The 16,924-nt window shown below is 60.3% G+C and carries 15 protein-coding genes and 4 pseudogenes; 12 read left to right on the top strand and 7 right to left on the bottom strand.

Annotation, left to right across the window (positions count from 1 at the left end; genetic code table 11):
• Position 1 precedes the first annotated feature (1 nt).
• Positions 2 to 928, bottom strand: coding sequence for a transaldolase (gene tal, locus L9B60_RS21925; protein WP_249673075.1), 927 nt, complete (start codon positions 926 to 928; stop codon positions 2 to 4).
• Positions 929 to 1,094: 166 nt separating this feature from the next.
• The gene (dusA, locus tag L9B60_RS21930; protein ID WP_249673076.1) at positions 1,095 to 2,099 is read right to left on the bottom strand and encodes a tRNA dihydrouridine(20/20a) synthase DusA; all 1,005 of its coding nucleotides are present in this window, start codon (positions 2,097 to 2,099) and stop codon (positions 1,095 to 1,097) included.
• A gap of 105 nt (positions 2,100 to 2,204) precedes the next feature.
• Here dusA and L9B60_RS21935 point away from each other — a divergent pair.
• Positions 2,205 to 2,596: pseudogene (locus L9B60_RS21935) on the top strand (site-specific integrase); the annotation flags it as partial.
• Positions 2,597 to 2,617: 21 nt separating this feature from the next.
• Here the strand turns inward: L9B60_RS21935 and L9B60_RS21940 are convergent.
• Positions 2,618 to 3,526, bottom strand: coding sequence for a LysR family transcriptional regulator (locus tag L9B60_RS21940; protein WP_249673077.1), 909 nt, complete (start codon positions 3,524 to 3,526; stop codon positions 2,618 to 2,620).
• Between the two features lie 86 nt (positions 3,527 to 3,612).
• On the opposite strand from L9B60_RS21940, the gene L9B60_RS21945 reads away from it, so the two are divergent.
• Positions 3,613 to 4,119 (top strand): SRPBCC family protein, encoded by a 507-nt coding sequence (locus tag L9B60_RS21945; protein WP_249673078.1) that lies wholly within the window; start codon positions 3,613 to 3,615, stop codon positions 4,117 to 4,119.
• Between the two features lie 49 nt (positions 4,120 to 4,168).
• Here the strand turns inward: L9B60_RS21945 and L9B60_RS21950 are convergent, their stop codons facing one another.
• Positions 4,169 to 4,669, bottom strand: coding sequence for a lactoylglutathione lyase family protein (locus L9B60_RS21950; RefSeq protein WP_249673079.1), 501 nt, complete (start codon positions 4,667 to 4,669; stop codon positions 4,169 to 4,171).
• Positions 4,670 to 4,766: 97 nt separating this feature from the next.
• Here L9B60_RS21950 and L9B60_RS21955 point away from each other — a divergent pair, with 97 nt between their 5' ends.
• Positions 4,767 to 5,633 carry a LysR family transcriptional regulator gene (locus L9B60_RS21955; protein WP_249673080.1) on the top strand — a complete coding sequence of 289 codons (867 nt, stop codon included), beginning with the start codon at positions 4,767 to 4,769 and terminating at the stop codon, positions 5,631 to 5,633.
• Positions 5,634 to 5,759: 126 nt separating this feature from the next.
• Here L9B60_RS21955 and L9B60_RS21960 read toward each other — a convergent pair whose 3' ends face one another.
• The gene (locus L9B60_RS21960) at positions 5,760 to 6,383 is read right to left on the bottom strand and encodes a LysE family translocator (RefSeq protein WP_249673081.1); all 624 of its coding nucleotides are present in this window, start codon (positions 6,381 to 6,383) and stop codon (positions 5,760 to 5,762) included.
• A 132-nt stretch (positions 6,384 to 6,515) separates the two neighbouring features.
• Between L9B60_RS21960 and L9B60_RS21965 the strand changes: the two genes are divergently transcribed.
• Together L9B60_RS21965 and L9B60_RS21970 are read left to right on the top strand one after the other, a co-directional pair.
• Positions 6,516 to 6,968 carry an Lrp/AsnC family transcriptional regulator gene (locus L9B60_RS21965; protein WP_249673082.1) on the top strand — a complete coding sequence of 151 codons (453 nt, stop codon included), beginning with the start codon at positions 6,516 to 6,518 and terminating at the stop codon, positions 6,966 to 6,968.
• A 243-nt stretch (positions 6,969 to 7,211) separates the two neighbouring features.
• Positions 7,212 to 7,695 (top strand): annotated as a pseudogene (locus L9B60_RS21970) (hypothetical protein); the annotation flags it as partial.
• 96 nt (positions 7,696 to 7,791) lie between these two features.
• On the opposite strand, the pseudogene L9B60_RS21975 reads toward L9B60_RS21970, so the two are convergent.
• Positions 7,792 to 8,286, bottom strand: a pseudogene (locus L9B60_RS21975) (transporter substrate-binding domain-containing protein); the annotation flags it as partial.
• Between the two features lie 71 nt (positions 8,287 to 8,357).
• Here L9B60_RS21975 and L9B60_RS21980 point away from each other — a divergent pair.
• The 7 genes and pseudogenes from L9B60_RS21980 to L9B60_RS22005 form a co-directional block, all read left to right on the top strand.
• Positions 8,358 to 8,639, top strand: a pseudogene (locus tag L9B60_RS21980) (TonB-dependent siderophore receptor); the annotation flags it as partial.
• Positions 8,640 to 8,842: 203 nt separating this feature from the next.
• Positions 8,843 to 8,974 (top strand): hypothetical protein, encoded by a 132-nt coding sequence (locus L9B60_RS30480; RefSeq protein WP_283780522.1) that lies wholly within the window; start codon positions 8,843 to 8,845, stop codon positions 8,972 to 8,974.
• Positions 8,975 to 9,200: 226 nt separating this feature from the next.
• Positions 9,201 to 10,091, top strand: coding sequence for a LysR family transcriptional regulator (locus tag L9B60_RS21985; protein WP_249673083.1), 891 nt, complete (start codon positions 9,201 to 9,203; stop codon positions 10,089 to 10,091).
• 152 nt (positions 10,092 to 10,243) lie between these two features.
• Positions 10,244 to 12,919, top strand: a complete 2,676-nt coding sequence (gene acnA / locus L9B60_RS21990; protein ID WP_249673084.1) for an aconitate hydratase AcnA — start codon at positions 10,244 to 10,246, stop codon at positions 12,917 to 12,919.
• 280 nt (positions 12,920 to 13,199) lie between these two features.
• Positions 13,200 to 14,252 (top strand): lactonase family protein, encoded by a 1,053-nt coding sequence (locus tag L9B60_RS21995; protein WP_249673085.1) that lies wholly within the window; start codon positions 13,200 to 13,202, stop codon positions 14,250 to 14,252.
• Between the two features lie 61 nt (positions 14,253 to 14,313).
• A complete protein-coding gene (locus L9B60_RS22000; protein WP_249673086.1) occupies positions 14,314 to 15,639 on the top strand; it encodes an MFS transporter in 1,326 nt (441 codons plus the stop codon).
• A gap of 104 nt (positions 15,640 to 15,743) precedes the next feature.
• Positions 15,744 to 16,472 (top strand): transporter substrate-binding domain-containing protein, encoded by a 729-nt coding sequence (locus L9B60_RS22005; RefSeq protein ID WP_249673087.1) that lies wholly within the window; start codon positions 15,744 to 15,746, stop codon positions 16,470 to 16,472.
• Here the strand turns inward: L9B60_RS22005 and L9B60_RS22010 are convergent.
• A complete protein-coding gene (locus L9B60_RS22010; protein ID WP_249673088.1) occupies positions 16,465 to 16,746 on the bottom strand; it encodes a hypothetical protein in 282 nt (93 codons plus the stop codon). The two genes, L9B60_RS22005 and L9B60_RS22010, sit on opposite strands and share 8 nt — an antisense overlap.
• Positions 16,747 to 16,924: the final 178 nt, after the last annotated feature.

A 16,924-nucleotide genomic window follows, 5' to 3' on the forward strand; every position in this document is an offset into this window, starting at 1 on the left:
ATCAAGCCTTGGCCGACAGCAGCGCCTCCAGTTTCTCCTGGTCGCGCGCGAACTGGCGAATACCTTCGGCCAGCTTCTCGGTCGCCATGGCGTCCTCGTTGGACTCCCAGCGGAACTGCGCCTCGGTCAGCGGGTGGCGTGGCTCGCCGCCTTTGCCTTCGCTCAACTTGCGGGCCAACGTGCCCTGGTCTTCCGACAGCTTGTGCAACAGCTCAGGGCTGATGGTCAGGCGGTCGCAGCCCGCCAGTTCTTCGATCTGGCTGATGTTGCGGAAGCTGGCGCCCATGACTACGGTCTTGTAACCATTGGCTTTGTAGTAGTTGTAGATACGAGTGACCGACTGCACGCCCGGGTCTTCGCCGCCGGTGTAGTCGGTACCGGTGGATTTCTTGTACCAGTCGTAGATACGGCCCACGAACGGCGAGATCAGGAACACCCCGGCATCGGCGCAGGCTGCGGCCTGGGCGAAGGAGAACAGCAGGGTCAGGTTGGTCTGGATGCCTTCCTTTTCCAATTTCTCGGCAGCGCGGATGCCTTCCCAGGTTGATGCCAACTTGATCAGCACACGGTCGCGGCCCACGCCAGCCTTGTCGTACAAGTCAATCAACTGGTGAGCCTTGCCCAGCAGCGCTTCCTGGTCGAACGACAGGCGCGCATCCACTTCGGTGGAGATCCGGCCTGGGATCACTTTCAAAATGCCGCTGCCTACCGATACGGCAAAGCGGTCGCAGGCCAGGCCCACGTCACCCTTGGCGTCTTTCACGGCCTGGTTCAGCAGATCGGCATAGCCTGGCATCGAAGCAGCTTTGAGCAGCAGGGAAGGGTTGGTGGTGGCATCTACCGGCTTGAGCTTGGTGATGGCGTCAAGGTCACCCGTGTCGGCAACGACGGTGGTGAATTGCTTGAGTTGTTCCAGCTTGGAAGTCATGAGCGTGCTCTGTCCTGTGCGATTAGGATGACATTACCCGAGCGCCGCCTGTCGCTCAAGAGCGGCGTAGGCCGAGGCGCGCGGGCACATAAAGACTAGCCATTGGAGCACCTGCAACGGTTCAGGTTCCTGTGGAAACGGATTTATCCACGAACGGGCACGAGCATCAGCGTCCTTCCAGCAAAACCCCGGCTTGATCCAGCAACGCCAATGGATCGGCCGCCTTGTGGATATCCACCGACAACAGCTGGCGAAACTTGCGCGCCCCTGGAAATCCGCTGCCCAGCCCCAGGATGTGCCGGGTAATGTGGTGCATCGCCCCACCCGCCGCGATATGCGCCGCGATATAAGGCCGCAACGCAACCAATGCCTCGGCCCGAGAAATGACCGGTGCCGTACTGCCAAACAGATCCTGGTCCACCGTGGCCAGCAGGTAGGGGTTATGGTACGCCTCGCGGCCCAGCATCACCCCATCAAACGTCTGCAAATGCGCCCGGCACTCCTCCATCGTCTTGATGCCGCCGTTGAGTACGATCTCAAGGTCGGCAAAATCAGCCTTCAACTGCGCCGCCACGTCGTAGCGCAACGGCGGGATGTCACGGTTTTCCTTGGGCGACAGGCCTTCCAGGATGGCAATGCGCGCATGCACGGTAAAACTGCCGCAACCGGCGTCGCGCACCTGGCCGACGAAATCGCACAGTTGCTCATAGCTGTCGCGCCCGTTGATGCCGATACGGTGCTTGACCGTCACCGGGATCGACACCGCATCACGCATCGCCTTCACGCAGTCGGCCACCAGGGCTGGGTGCCCCATCAGGCAGGCACCGATCATGTTGTTCTGCACCCGGTCGCTGGGACAGCCGACGTTCAGGTTCACTTCGTCGTAACCGGCTTGCTCGGCCATGCGCGCGCAAGCGGCCAAGTCGGTCGGGGTGCTGCCGCCCAATTGCAGGGCCAACGGGTGCTCGGTGTCGTCGTGGCGCAGGAAGCGCTCGTGATCACCGTTGAGCAGGGCGCCGGTAGTGACCATTTCGGTGTAGAGCAGGGTGTGGGCGGACAGCAGGCGCAGGAAGTAGCGGCAGTGGCGGTCGGTCCAGTCCATCATGGGCGCAACGCTGAAGCGCCTGGAGGGCTCAGGCCTTGTTTTTGCTGGGTTTGAGGCTGATTTCATTTGCATTTTGGTCTGCGTATTTTGTAGCATTTTCGGGCGATTTCAGGCATTTTTTCCATGACGTTGGTACAACGTACCAACTGAACGAAGGCGTGTACCAATTCCATGGCCACTATCAGAGCTCGTAAAAGAGCTGACGGTACAGTCAGCTACACCGCCCAGATCCGGATCAATCGCGATGGGGCGCAAGTCTATCAAGAGACGCAGACCTTCGCGCGCAAACAGGCCGCTCAAGCTGGATTCGACGACGTGAGGCTGAGCAATACGAGCCTGATGCAATTCGAGAAGGCAAACCGAGTAGGTGTGCCCTTGTCTGAAATCATCGACCGGTACCTAGTGGAGGTTGAGAAGCCCGCCCGCTAGGCAAGACCAAGCGTGCAACATTGAAGGCCATTTCATTGACCACCTTGGGGCAGGTGGTCGATTCGCAGATCAATAGTCAGCAATTGGTCGAGTACGCGCTTTGGCGGACGAGTAAGGCTGGCGGAGATGTCCAGCCTCCCAGGCGGCGATCCAACTCATCGCAGCGCTTTGCAGGTATCGATCAACAGCGAGCGCACCCAGCGCTGGCCCGGGTCGTGATGGGTGCGTTCATGCCAGGCTACGCTCTTGTTGAAACCCTGAATGGCCAAAGGTGGTTCGCGCAGCACAAGGTCGTCACTGTTCACGGCAAGTCGGCGGGGCACCACGGCGATGAGGTCGCTGATCCTCAGGATCTCTGGCAGTACCAGAAAGCTGGTGACCGAGATCGTCACCCGGCGTGACCGGCCCAGTTCAGCCAGCGCCTCATCGGTCACTCCGCTGAAGGCCCCGCCGGATGAAGACACTAGCACATGATCCAATTCGCAGAAACGATCAAGCGACAGTGTCCGCTTCTGGGCGGCAGGGTGGCCGGAACGCATCAGGCATATATAGCTTTCGTCGAACAGAGGCGCGGCGTGCAGCCCCGGTGGCGTGCTGTCAGGGGTAACCAGGGCAAGGTCAACATCGCCACGGTCCATCTGCCCAGACAACGCCTGGTTATCCACGGGCTGCACCGCGACACGAATGTTCGGCGCTTGCTGGCGCAGGGCGCTAAGAAAGGGCACCACGACCGCCCGCAAGGCGTAGTCAGTCGACGCGATGTTCACGGTCATGCTCGCCGAGGCTGGCTCGAAGGCCTGCGGCTGGAGAATAGCCTCGATATCACTGAGCAGTTGCTTGACCGGGCCCGCCAGTTGCTGGGCGCGCAGCGTGGGCACGATGCCCCGTTGGGCACGTACAAACAACGGGTCGCCAAAGCTTTCCCGCAGTCGCGTGAGCATGCCGCTGACGGCCGGCTGGGTCAGTGCCAGCCGCTCGGCCGCACGGGTCACGCTGCGTTCATCGAGCAAAGCGTCTAGGGCTTTCAGCAGATTGAAATCAAGGTGTCTGATATCAGAATTCATGATGCTCTGAATAAAATATGACGATTGGCGTGATTCCAGCGTAGCAGCCATCATTAGCCCGGTCCATCACATACGGAGTACATCACATGCACGAAATCATCTGGCCCGAAGGCTTTCTTCCAGGCTTCACCGAGAACTTCGTTTCCAACGAAGTCATCGTCGCCGGCCTGCAAACCGCTGACATCTGGCCCTTGCTCAGCCAGGCACCGCGGTGGCCGACTTACTACGCCAATTCGGCGAACATCCGTTTCCACGACACCGGCCGCGAACTGGCGAATGGCGTGCGCTTCTACTTCGAGACCTTCGGCTTCCCGGTCGAGGCGCAATGCAATGAGTACGTCCCTCCGGTTGGCGACCAGCCCGGGCGTATCGCCTGGCACGGTTGGGCGGGCGAGGGCGACACCCGTTTGGATGTCCATCACGCCTGGCTGATCGAGAACCTCTCCGGTGGCCGTGTGCGCATCCTGACGCAAGAAACTCAAAAGGGTAAACCCGCCGAAGAGTTGGCCAAGGCCAAGCCGAACCCGATGATCAATGGCCATCAGGATTGGCTCGACGGCCTGGTCGGCGCCGCTGGCAAAACCAAGGTGTAACCATAAAGGGGTCGCGGTGTTACATCAGGAACGCGGCAAAAGCCCGTAGTTATTGATAAGCACCGGCTGCGTACGTCAGCTCGTAGCTGTGGCTATAGATCTCAAGAATGATGCCGAACGGGTCTTCCATGTACACCATGCGAAAAGGCTTCTCGCCCGGAAAGTACTCGCGCACCGGCATACGCTGCTTGCCGCCCGCGGCGACGATCTTCGCGGCCAGGCCTTCGACGTCGGGGTCCTGAACGCAGAAGTGGAACACGCCGGTTTTCCAATATTCGAAGTTGTTTTCGGGTTTGACCGAGTTGGGGAATTCGAAGATCTCCACGCCAATGCGATCGCCCGTCGACAGGTGGGCGATTCGGCAGGAGGCCCTGCCGGCGCCGAACACGTCGGTGCACATGACGCCCACGGCGGTGTCGTCTTCAACGATGGTGGTGGGCGGCATGATCACGTACCAACCCATGACCTCTGTGTAGAACTTGACGGCGGCATCGAGATCAGTGACCGACAGGCCAATGTGGGAAAAGCTGCGGGGGTATACCTGGGACATGATGGTCGACCTCATCAGAATGAACAGGTCTACAATCTACGGCGCCGTCGCTATAATGAAAATAATCTGCCGCTGATGGTTTCGATAAGAGATATTTATGCTAAACCTGCAATGGCTGCGTACCTTCAGCACCTTGGCCGAGCTGGGCAACTTCACCCGTACTGCCGAGCGGCTAGACCTCACGCAGGCGGCGGTAAGTCAGCATGTACAGCGGCTGGAGGCTGAACTGGGGCCACTGCTGATCCGCCGGCCGCGGCAGCTGGAACTGACCCCGGCCGGCGAAGCGCTGCTGTACTACTGCGCCGAGGTTGGCGCTGCCAGCCAGCGTTTGCAGCAACGCTTGTCATCAGCCGATGCCGAACAAGGTGATATCAGCCTGATCAGCCCCGGCAGTATCGGCCTGGCACTGTACCCTCACTTGCTGGAGCTGCAGCGCACCTATCCAGGGCTGCATGTGCGCCACCGCTTCGCACCAGACAGCGAGGTCCTGGATGCCGTCCTCCAGAACCGTTTCGAACTTGGGCTGCTGACCCTCAAGCCTGACGACAAGCGTCTGTCGGTGCAGCAGTTCGCCGAAGAACCGTTGGAGCTTGTGGTGCCCGCTGGCGTCCACGTCGACAGTTGGGCTGATCTTGAACGCTTGGGTTTCGTCGACCATCCCGACGGCCAGGCCATGGCGGCACGGCTATTAAGTCGGCGCTTTCCAGGGGCGCCGGGGGTGCGTAGCTTGCCCAGTGCTGGATTCACCAATCAGATTTCGCTGATATTGGAGCCGGTGTCTCGAGGGTTGGGCTTCTCGGTGATTCCCAGGTACGCCCGCCTTTCATTTGCGCGGCCAGAGTTGATCCAGGTGATCCAGGGCGGCCAGGAAGTCATCGATACCCTGTGGCTGATCCATCGCGCGGAATGGCCATTATCGGCCCGCGCGGCACGCATGCTGGAGTGGCTGAACGGTTATTTTTGATCGACCTGCCTTGTCGTTGTGCGGGTGCGGGAGCTGATCCTGCAAGTTGCGGCTGACGCTGGAGGATGACCGGTTCACCTATGGCAATACGTTGCACCTGGGCGGGATGTGGGGACTGCTAACTTCTCACTGCAAAGTCATCAGACGCTCGACAGCTAGCAGCACGGCAATCACGACCATTGCAGCTCCCGAAACCCGGCTCACGAGAATGGCCGCCGCTGGCCTGGAAGCGAGCACCGCACGGGCACCGAAACCGACCAGTAAATACACGACGCCACAGCTGAAGGCATGCAGCATTCCCAGCACGATGATCTGCGCTGGCACGGGTAGTGCTGCTTGGGGCTGGGTAAATTGCGGGAGTAGGGCGAGGAACAGCAGGACCACCTTCGGGTTGAGTCCGCTGACGCACAGCCCCTTGATCGCCCAACTCGACCAGGTGCCCTCATCGGGGGATTCCCCTTGCACCGGCGCAGAAGGCTTGAGCAGCATGTTGACGCCCAACCATAGCAAATATCCTGCCCCGGCCAACGTAAGCGCGGTGAGCGCGTAAGGAATTCTCACCAATACGCCGCCCACGCCCGCAGCGACAATCAACGTTGCCAGAAGATGACCCGAAAGCATACCCGCTACGGCAGGCACTACCCTTCGCCCTTTGATTCCCGCAGAAATAGCGTAAGCCCAGTCGACGCCCGGCGTGATGACGAATAAAAAAGATACGGCCCAAAACGCCGCCAGAATGTTGAAACTCACAAATTTTTCTCCACCCGTTCACCGAGCCTATGGAGGACGGCTCGGTGTTGAGTGGCAAGAATATTAAAAACTACCGGGCATTTTCTTTTTAAAGCGACACTATACTGGTCTAAAAATAGAAGGTTATTTGAAATGGATCGCATAGACCGCAAGATTCTTGCTGAGCTGCAGAAGGACGGTCGTCAATCGCTTACGGAGCTTGCAGAACGCGTGGGGCTAAGCCTGTCACCCTGCCATCGACGAGTGCGGGCGCTGGAGGATAGCGGCGCCATTCTTGGCTATCGGGCACAGCTGTGTGCATCGCGGCTGGATCTCAATTTTTCGTCCTTGGTGTTTGTGACTTTGCGCGAGGGGCATCAGGAGGCCGTCGCGGATTTTGAAGCCGCTTTGCCGGCCATCCCCTACATCGTTCAAGCGCAGCGGCTGTTTGGTGATCCCGACTACCTGTTAATGGTGGTTACGCAGGATTTACCCGCGTTTCAAAAGCTCTACGACGCGCAGTTGTCGAAGCTGCCCAACGTCCAGCGGTTGACCTCTACTCTGGTGATGAAACAGGTGATTGCTGATCGGCACCTTCCGATATAACGCATGGCTATTCCAGTGCCCACCGCAACCAGTACTGCCCTTACAAATATCCAAGGCCCGATGTTCTTTCACCGAACGCAGTGGAAATCCCTCTAGCTAATGCCCGCGTGGGCGGCGACCCTTTCATTCTGATTGCCACGAGCCCGAGACATACCTGCTATGCACTTGGCGCCATTAGTCCGAGCGCCTCTCTCTTGCATACTGGCTGCAGGCTGTCGCCCAGCGCGACAGCAATCCAGACTCCAAAAACAACAGCGCTATAGCGCGATGGGCTACATGGACGTCGCTCCCAGCGGCCCCGCCAATGGCCGCACCGCGGTGCTGCTGCACGGCAAGAACTTTTGCGGCGCCACCTGGGACGACAGCATCAAGGCCCTGAGCACTGCCGGCTACCGGGTCGTGGCGCCAGATCAGATCGGCTTTCGGTGCCGAAGGCATCCGCAAGTATGATCAGAGCACCTATTACGTCGGGCGCTGGAAGCCTGAATACGATCGTTGGGTAGACATGCTCGCCGGCCTCAACAAGGGCCCGGGCCATGAGCGGGTGGCGTGGAACTCGGCGCTGATCTACGACATGATTTTCACCCAGCCAGTGTTCTACGAACTGCCCAACCTCAAGGTCCAGACGGTGCTGATGATAGGGGATGCTGACACCACGGCCATCGGCAGCGACATCGCCCCGCCCGAGGTCAAGGCGAAGATCGGCCACTGCGATGTGCTGGGCAAGAATACCCGGGGATGTCGGCAGCCGCACGATGCTGGCGTGGTGAAGCTCGCGGCTCAGGAACAGGTCGTAGGCGCTGCCCTTGCTGACCGCCAAGGTCGTGCCTGGCTGGTCGACTTGGTTGTTGGTGGTGATCGGCGAGTCGTTGCGCACTGCATACACCCCCTCGATCAGCACATAGGGCCGCGTGAACTCAATGATCTGCCCGCGCCTGGGGTCGATGGCGAAGAAGCCAACGACGGCCTTGTCTTGCTCGACGTTTTCCACCGAGGCGCCTGCTGAGGTCACGGCTATCAACTGCAGCGGCATGCCCAAGCGTTTGGCCAGTTCGCCCGCCAGGTCGACCGATACGCCGACCGGCTGGTGCGTGTGTGGGTCAAGGGTGGCGAGAATCGGGTTGCCGAGGTTGATCGAGACGCGCAGCGTGCCGGAAGGCGCGAAGGCCGCGACCAGTTCGGCACTGGCCGTGCGCGCGTCTTGGGTGCCGGCGCCTGGTGGCGATGCCGCTTGCGCCAGCGCCGCGCCGCCGCTCAACAGCCAGGCCAGCGCCGAGATCGCCAGGCGCCGTGGGGTAGCTGCCAGGATCGTCTTCATTCAAGCGCCCTCAGGCAGCAAGCTACGCAGCCGCTCGTCGAAGGAGCTACCCAGCAGCGGCTGCAGGGTCGATCCGCGACTTGCCGCTAAACAGCGATGACCTCTCCTAGGGCGGGCTGTACGGCGTGCTGCCTCGGAAGATCATCGGCATCGAAGCCATCGATCGGGTAGAGGTGTTCAAAGGCCCGAGCGCTTTCGTGAATGGCGTGACGCCCGCGGGCAGCGGATTGGGCGGGACGGTCAATCTTCAGCCTAAATATGCCAGCGACACGCCAATCCGCCGCTACACCCAAGACATCAGCAGTGATGGCCGTATCGGTGAGCACCTCGATATAGGCCAGCGCTTCGGTGAAGACTGTGCATTGAATAGCCCGTTTTATCGGTATTTTCGGGTGACATTAGCATCAGGAATCCCAGCCAGCCGGCCCTCAAGGCCTTGGTCGAAAACGAAAAAGCAGCCCTCGCTGGGGGGGCAGACCGACGGGCAATGGCTGAGCTTCGCCCGCTAACGGGCGAACGATCTACGATCCCATCGGTACCTGCCGCATGGGCACGTATGAGCTGGTTGATCCAGGTATTCCAGGGTGACCAGGAAGTCATCGATACCCTGTGGCTGATCCATCGCCTGGAGTGGCCATTATCGGCCCGCGCGGCACGCATGCTGGAGTGGCTGAACGGTTATTTTTGATCGACCTGCCTTGTCGTTGTGCGGGTGCGCAAGCTGATCCTGCAAGTTGCGGGTGAAGTGGCGCATCGTGGCGCAGTGGTCAAACCCTGCGTACTGGAGATATTGTGCCTGCCGGCACCCTGTGCGAGCCTTTCGAAAGCGAACGCACAGCGCTGCGGCGCTCTACTAGCGACTCACAAGCCACGCGCTATCGTATTCCCTTGCCCCCCGACACCACAGGAGCTCCATGCGCTACGACCTGACCAGCCTGGACATCTTCATTGCCGTTGCCGAGGAGCGCAATCTCACGCGCGTAGCGCGCATCAAACACTTGGCGCTGTCCGCCATCAGCAAGCGCATTGCGGAGCTTGAGGCCCAAGCTGGCTCGGCATTGCTGGTACGCAATGCCCGCGGCGTGGACCTCACCCCGGCCGGCCAATCCATGCTGTTCTATGCGCGCCAACTCCAGCAGACCCTCACCGCCCTGGACGATGAACTGGGCGATTACGCATCTGGCGTCAAAGGCCACGTGCGTATCCATGCGATCACCTCGGCACTGTCGCAGTTTCTTCCCACAGACATCGCCCGCTTCGTGCAACTGTACCCGCAGATCAAATTCGATATCGAAGAACGCGTCGGCTCGGCGGTGATCCGAGCGGTTGCCGATGGCCGCGCAGATTTGGGTATCATCGCCGACCAGACCGCCGCCCAAGGTTTGGAAACCGTTCCTTACCGCCACGACGAACTGACGCTGGTGGTACCGCAGGGCCACCCCCTGAGCGGAGAGAAGGCCGTACGGTTTCGCGACGTGCTCGAGCACGAATTCATTGGGCCGCATCTCGAGAGCTCGGTGCACACACTGCTGACCGGCGAGGCCGACAAGCTTGGCAAGTCACTGAAGCTGCGTATCCGCATCAGCAGCTTCGACTGCATGTGCCGAATGGTTTCGACCGGATTGGGGCTGGCGGTATTGCCACGCTCAGTGGTGCAACCGTACCTGCGCAGCCACCGGCTCAAGGCGCTGACCCTGCAAGAAACCTGGGCTCAGCGGACCTTGCTGCTGGCCTTTCGGAAATACGAACTGGCGTCGCCGACGCTCAAGACCTTGATCGACAATCTCAAGGAGAAAGTCGACTGACCCAGCAAGGCGAGCCTTCGCGCTTTGCGAAGGCTACCTTGGTAAACCGGCAATTTTCATCTGCGCTTCGCCATTCTAGTATCCAACCACCAGCGGTAAGCGGGCCCGTTGCGGCCCCTGCCGCGAATACTATAAGAATGAGCGATGCCAGCATGACCGAGATAGCGACCGACCTGCTCGACACCTTGACCCTCCAGGGCGAAGCGTTCGCCTACGTGAACTTGCACAAGATGCTCGACCACGAGCAATTGGTAAAACTGCCTTATTCGATTCGGATCCTCCTCGAGAACGTCGCGCGCTGCTCACCCGAAGCGCTGCCTTCGGTGCTCGCCCGTGCGATCGGTCAGGGACCTGATTGCGAGGTGCCGTTCCAGCCTAACCGCTTGATGTTCCACGACACCACCTGCCTGCCGGCCTTGGCCGATTTCGCCGGCATGCGCGACGTGGTGGCGGAGCTGGGCGGTGATCCCCAGGCCATGAACCCCTTGATTCCGGCCGTGCTGACCATCGACCATTCGGTGATCGTCGAGCGCTATGCCGAGGCGGATGCCGTCGAGCAGAACCTTGATATCGATTTTCGCCGGAACAGCGAACGTTACCGTTTCATCAAGTGGGCGCAGAAGAGTCTCGACAACTTCGGGGTGATCCCGCCGGGCACTGGCATCATCCATCAGATGAACATGGAAGCCTTGGCCCAGGTGGTGTGGGAAACCCCCATGGAAGACGGCCGGCGCATGCTGCACCCGGACGACATGGTCGCCACCGATAGCCATACGCCCATGATCAACGCAATCGGCGTGCTGGGCTGGGGCGTGGGTGGCCTGGAAGGGCAGGCGGCGATGGTGGGTGAGCCGGTGCCGATCAGCTTCCCGAAGGTGGTGGGTATTCGCGTGACCAACATCATGCGCCCCGGGGTGACAGCGACGGACCTGTCTTTGCACGTGGCGCAAATTCTGCGCAAGCGCTCAGTCGTGGGCAAGTTTGTCGAGTTCACCGGTCCGGGCTTGTCGACGTTGAGCTGGGCCGCGCGTGGCACCGTATCGAACATGGCCCCGGAGTACGGTGCCACGGTAGTGTTTTTTCCCTTCGATGACGACACACTGGCCTATTTGAAACTGTCCGGCCGATCAGAAGCCCTGTGCGAGAAAGTTGTCAGCTACATGACCGCGCAACCCTTGTGGCGCAGCGATGACCTTGCCGAACCGCAGTTCGACGAGTTGATCGAACTGGACCTGGCCAGCATAGAGCCCAGCGTTGCCGGTCCGCATCAGCCACACCAGCGTCAGAAGCTGTCGGACGCGGCGGCATCCTTCCATCAGGAAGTCATGGGCGGCGGCAAGCTGATAGCCGGGCCATCGGAGCAGATATTTTTCGAGCCTTCCTTCGGCGAACCGATCACCCATGGTGCAGTAGTGATGTCGGCCATCACCAGCTGTACCAACACAGCGAATCCGGCACAGATGATCCAGGCCGGTCTGCTGGCGCGCAAGGCACGCCAATTGGGGCTCAAGCGCAAGCCGTGGGTCAAGACTTCGCTGTCGCCTGGTTCCCGGGTAGTGGCGGACTATCTGGCTGAGGCCGGACTATTGGAAGACTTTTCCGCGCTCGGCTTTGACCTGGCCGGCTTCGGCTGCATGACCTGCATCGGCAACTCCGGACAGCTCGAAGAGCATGTCGAGGTATTCGCCGATCAGGGGCTCAAGGGTGTCGTAGTGTTGTCCGGCAACCGTAACTTCGAAGGCCGGGTCAATCCCAAAGTACCCGCTGGCTACTTGGCGTCCCCGGCCCTGTGCGTGGCATATGCGATTGCCGGTACGATCGATATCGACCTTGAATCCCAAGCCTTGGGCAAGGATCAGGCCGGCACCCCGGTGTACTTGCGCGACCTGATGCCCAGCGACGCCGATATCGCCGCCCAGGCACTGCGCTCGGTCAAGCCGGAGTTCTTCCAGCAGCGCCTGGCCAAGGTCTGGGAGGGCACCCATCACTGGCAGTCGCTGTCGGCCGAAGGCAGCGTGCAGTTTCCGTGGAGCCCGAATTCCACCTACCTGCGCCGGCCGCAGTACCTTGCCGATATCAGCGCGGAGCCGAAGACCACGCTGGCCATCAACGCTGCGCGCATCCTCATGGTGCTGGGCGACAACGTTACCACCGACCATATCTCCCCGGCTTATTCCATTCCCGCCAACAGCCTCGCGGGCCAATGGCTGCTGGAACGCGGCGAAGACCCGCAGGACCTCAACCAGTACTCCACCCGGCGCAGCAACCATGAAGTGATGCTGCGCGGCGCCTTCACCAACAAGGCTGTGAAAAACCTGTTGTTGGCCGAGCAGCCGGGGTTAGGTGCCTGGGCCTGGAATGCGGACCACAGTGCCTGCCTGCCCTTGTATGAAGCGGCGAAGAGCTATGCCGTGCAGCATACGCCGATGGTGGTCTTCGCTGGCATCAACTACGGCGCTGGTTCCAGCCGTGACTGGGCGGCCAAGGCGCAAGCGCTGCTGGGCGTGAAAGCCGTGGTGGCGCAGAGCATTGAGCGTATTCACCGCAGCAACCTGATCGGCATGGGTGTCATTGCGTTGCAGTTCAAGCACGGCATGAAAACCGCCGACCTGGCGCTGCAGGGGGATGAGGAATTTGACTTCCTGGGCCTCGACGACCTGGTGGTGGGCGACAACGCGATAACCTTGATCATTAAGCGGGCAGGGGGCGGTCAACAAAACGTGGACCTGAACGTGCGTATCGATTCGCTGCAGGAGATTCGCTACCTCATCAATGGCGGCGTGCTGCCCTATGTGATTCGCAAGGTGGTCAAGCGCAGCGCCCGGTAATACCCGGCCAGCTCCGCAGAGGGCAGGCCGTCGCTATCCATACATGCGTTCAACAATAACAAGGAAACGCAAAATGAACCGCGATGACAAGCGCGCAGGCCTCCCTGCGCCTGAGATTGATCACTCGATAGATTCGCCAACCGATGCGAGCCGCCGTCTCTTGCTCCAACAGATGGGCACCGCTGCGGGCGTCGCGCTGCTGGGTTCGCTGCTGCCCACGAACCTGGCTTACGCAGTCGCCCCTTCCAATAAAAAGTCATCTACCAGCGGGAGAACCCCTATGTACGCTTATATCGGCTCACGCACTACCCGCGAGCGAAATGCGCGCGGCGAAGGCATCACGGTCTATAAAGTCGATCAGGAAAAGGGCACGCTGGAACTGGTGCAGGTGGTCAAGGACTTGGTCAATCCGTCTTTCCTGGCCCTCAATAAAGCCGGCGACCGCCTGTACACCGTGCATGGCGACAAAAGCGACGTCAGTGCCTTCAGTGTCGACAAGGCCACTGGCAAGTTGACTTTCATCAACCAGCAAAGTACCGAAGGCAAGAACCCTGTCCACCTGGCACTCGATCCTAGCGAGCGCTTCCTGGTGGTGTCCAACCACATCGGCGGCTCGCTGGCCGTACTCAATGTGGCGCAGGACGGGTCGCTGGGCTCCATCAACCAGTTGCTCAAACTCGAAGGGCCGCTGGGCCCGCACCGGGTCGAGCAACCGTTCTCCAAGCCCCACTTCAATCCGTTCGACCATTCCGGCAACTTCGTGCTGGTGCCGGACAAGGGACTCGACCGGGTATTCAGTTTCCGCTTTGATAACGGCAAATTGTTCCCCGCCGAGCAGCCGTTCGTGACCACGCGTGAAGGCGCGGGCCCGCGGCATATTGCGTTGCATCCCAACGCCGCGTTCGCTTACGTGGTCAACGAGCTGGACTCTACCGTGACGGCCTACCGGTTCGACACGCAGACGGGAGCACTCAAGCCCCAACAGGTATTGCCGTCGCTGCCCGCCACCTACACCGGCAACAGCCGCGCCTCGGAAATCGAGATCGACCGCAGCGGCCGCTTCCTCTACGCCTCCAACCGCGGCTACGACAGTGTGGCAGTCTTCGCCATCGATGAGGGCACCGGCCTGCTAAGTCCGGTTGAATTTGTCGCCACCGAGGGCAAGACCCCGCGGTTCTTCACCTTGACCCCCAACGAGCGCTACCTTTTCGCACTCAACGAGGACAGCGATACCATCATTTCCATGAAGGTCGACCCGAAAAAGGGCGGCTTGAGCAAGACCGGGTTCTCGGTTTCTACCGGCAGCCCGGTGTGCATGATCTTTTCCGTCTGAGCAGCAAAGGATTTACAAAAACTACAGAAGCAGGCACAAGCCTGTTTCCCGTGAGGTTTGCATGAATAACAATAATGCTGTTGACGAAGCCGCCATCGTGCGCAAGATCACCTTGCGTATCATTCCCTTCGTTTTCCTGCTGTACATCGTCTCCTACCTGGACCGCGCGAACATCGGTTATGCCGCGTTGCAGATGAACAAGGAGCTGGCGCTGACCAGTGAGGCCTTCGGGTTTATCTCCGGTATTTTCTTCATCGGCTATTTCCTGTTCGAAGTGCCTAGCAACGTGCTGCTCAACAAGTTCGGCGCACGGGTGTGGATTGCCCGCATCCTGGTGACCTGGGGCATCATCGCGGCCTGCACCGCGTTCGCCCAGACCCCCAACCAGCTCTACGTGCTGCGCTTCTTTCTTGGCGTCGCCGAGGCCGGTTTCTTCCCCGGCATCATCGTCTACCTGACCTACTGGTTCCGCGCCAAGGAACTCGCCACCACCGTCGCGCTGTTCACCGCAGCCATCCCGGTCAGCTACATCATCGGTGCGCCGCTGAGCACCTGGATCATGGACAACATCAGCTGGATGAACTGGAGCGGCTGGCGCTGGATGCTGTTCCTCGAAGGCATCCCGGCCGTGTTCCTGGGCATTGCCTGCTTCTTCTTCCTGACCGATAAACCCGAGCAGGCCAAATGGCTCAAGCCTGAGGAGAAGGATTGGCTGCTGGCCGAGCTGGAGCGTGATCGCAAAAGTCGCAAGAACGTCAAGAGCCTGGGCGTGCTCAAGACCATGACCAACCCGAAAGTGCTGTATCTGTCGTTCATCTACTTTGTCTACCAGTGCGGCAGCCTGGGCGTCGGCTATTGGATGCCGCAGATCATCAAGAGCTTCTCCGAATCGCTGACCCATACGCAGATCGGCCTGATCGCTATGTTGCCTTACATCATCGCGACCATCGCCATGATCGTCTGGTCACGCCATTCGGATAAACGCAACGAGCGCAAACTGCACTCCGCCATCCCTTTGCTGTTCTCGGCGGCCGGGCTGATCGGTGCCGGCCTGGTGTCCAATCCTGTCGTCGCCATGGCGATGATCTGCCTCGCGTTGTCTGGCCTGTATAGCTTCAAGTCACCCTTCTGGGCGCTGCCGACGCTCTTTCTTGACCGTGCGACTGCGGCGGTGTCGATAGCCGTGATCAACTCCATTGGCAACCTCGGTGGCTTCGTCGGCCCATCTATGATCGGTATGGTCAAGGGCAATAGCCAGAGTGCCGCCAATGGCTTGCTGTTCCTCAGCGGGTTGTTGGTGATAGGTTTCCTGATGACGATACTGATGCGTGTGACCAACAAGGATGACCCCGACCACGCCGTGGGCGCCGCCAAGCAGGCCCACTAAAGTCCATCCGCTCGCCGGCGCCTCTGTTACCCAGGGGCGCCGGCTTTTGGGCCGCGCCAGCCGGTGGCGGCGTTTATTTTCTGAATGGTCCTCTGGAGTGCCTGATGCTTTCTATTTCACCTGCAGTATTGGCAGAGCTGGCCCCCGGCGGCGTGCTGCGCGCGGCGATCAACTTCGGCAACCCGGTGCTGGCACAGCAAAACAGTGAGGGCGCGCCGCAAGGCGTCTCTGTGGCCTTGGCCAAAGCCCTGGCGGCGGAGTTGGGCGTGGCCCTGGAAATGATCACCTTCGATGCTGCCGGCAAAGTGTTTGCGGCGCTGGAGGAGGGCGGTTGGAATCTGGCATTCCTGGCGATCGAGCCGGTGCGTGAAGAGCAGATCGCGTTCAGCAAGCCCTATGTGATCATCGAGGGCACCTACCTGGTCAAGCAGGATTCTCCCTTCAACGATGTCGCTGACCTCGATCAGCCCGGGTTGCGCCTCGCAGTGGGCAAAGGTGCGGCCTATGACCTGTTTCTTTCGCGCAGCTTGAAACATGCCACGCTTGAGCGCGCGGCGACATCATCTGCCGCAGTGGACCTGTATATCGAGCAGCAATTCGACGCAGCCGCCGGGGTGCGCCAGCCCCTGGAGCAGATAGCCCTGAAAGACCCAGGCTACCGCGTCCTGCCGGGAGCGTTTACCGAAATTCGCCAAGCCATGGCCGTGCCTCGGGGGAAGACTTCGGCCAGTGCATACGTTGCTGATTTCGTCGAACGCCAGCTGGCGTCCGCGTTCGTTCGCGGCGCGTTGCTGGCGAGCGGGCAAACTGACGTGAGTGCTTCGCTCAGTTAACTCTGCCGAGCTTCGGCGCATCGCGGATCAGAGGCAAGAAAGCCAACGCAACACAGGCGAATACCCCGATAGCAGCAATGGGCAGGCCCAGCCAATTGCCTTCCAAAGCGCCGCTGACCACCGCCAGGGATATGAGGTAAGTCAACGCCGCATACTTTGAGGCAAGGGCTGCCTGTTGTGCGGGGGACACGCTGTGCACGCACGCCAACAGGCCTAGCCGATGTGAGACCCCAAGTCCCAATCCGGCGAACACGAAGCCTGCGAGTGCAAGCATGTCGTTCGCACACCAGGGTCCTGCGAGCGTCAAACCTCACCGGCAACCGGCAGGTTGTCGCCAGTGGTATCTGAAGCTGCCCTAAGCGAGAAGCAAGCCATAAGCATAGGTGAAGGGTGTTTTGTGGAGGTACCAAGAGCGCTTGGCATTAGGGTGGGGATCCACCCATGCCCTCACT

It is taken from the genome of Pseudomonas abieticivorans, from assembly GCF_023509015.1.
Lineage (GTDB): Bacteria > Pseudomonadota > Gammaproteobacteria > Pseudomonadales > Pseudomonadaceae > Aquipseudomonas > Aquipseudomonas abieticivorans.

Coding starts and splice junctions, on each gene's coding strand:
- tal (WP_249673075.1), bottom strand. CDS start 928: ATGACTTCCAAGCTGGAACAACTCAAGCAATTCACCACCGTCGTTGCC.
- dusA (WP_249673076.1), bottom strand. CDS start 2,099: ATGAAATCAGCCTCAAACCCAGCAAAAACAAGGCCTGAGCCCTCCAGG.
- L9B60_RS21940 (WP_249673077.1), bottom strand. CDS start 3,526: ATGAATTCTGATATCAGACACCTTGATTTCAATCTGCTGAAAGCCCTA.
- L9B60_RS21945 (WP_249673078.1), top strand. CDS start 3,613: ATGCACGAAATCATCTGGCCCGAAGGCTTTCTTCCAGGCTTCACCGAG.
- L9B60_RS21950 (WP_249673079.1), bottom strand. CDS start 4,669: ATGTCCCAGGTATACCCCCGCAGCTTTTCCCACATTGGCCTGTCGGTC.
- L9B60_RS21955 (WP_249673080.1), top strand. CDS start 4,767: ATGCTAAACCTGCAATGGCTGCGTACCTTCAGCACCTTGGCCGAGCTG.
- L9B60_RS21965 (WP_249673082.1), top strand. CDS start 6,516: ATGGATCGCATAGACCGCAAGATTCTTGCTGAGCTGCAGAAGGACGGT.
- L9B60_RS30480 (WP_283780522.1), top strand. CDS start 8,843: ATGAGCTGGTTGATCCAGGTATTCCAGGGTGACCAGGAAGTCATCGAT.
- L9B60_RS21985 (WP_249673083.1), top strand. CDS start 9,201: ATGCGCTACGACCTGACCAGCCTGGACATCTTCATTGCCGTTGCCGAG.
- acnA (WP_249673084.1), top strand. CDS start 10,244: ATGACCGAGATAGCGACCGACCTGCTCGACACCTTGACCCTCCAGGGC.
- L9B60_RS21995 (WP_249673085.1), top strand. CDS start 13,200: ATGTACGCTTATATCGGCTCACGCACTACCCGCGAGCGAAATGCGCGC.
- L9B60_RS22000 (WP_249673086.1), top strand. CDS start 14,314: ATGAATAACAATAATGCTGTTGACGAAGCCGCCATCGTGCGCAAGATC.
- L9B60_RS22005 (WP_249673087.1), top strand. CDS start 15,744: ATGCTTTCTATTTCACCTGCAGTATTGGCAGAGCTGGCCCCCGGCGGC.
- L9B60_RS22010 (WP_249673088.1), bottom strand. CDS start 16,746: ATGCTTGCACTCGCAGGCTTCGTGTTCGCCGGATTGGGACTTGGGGTC.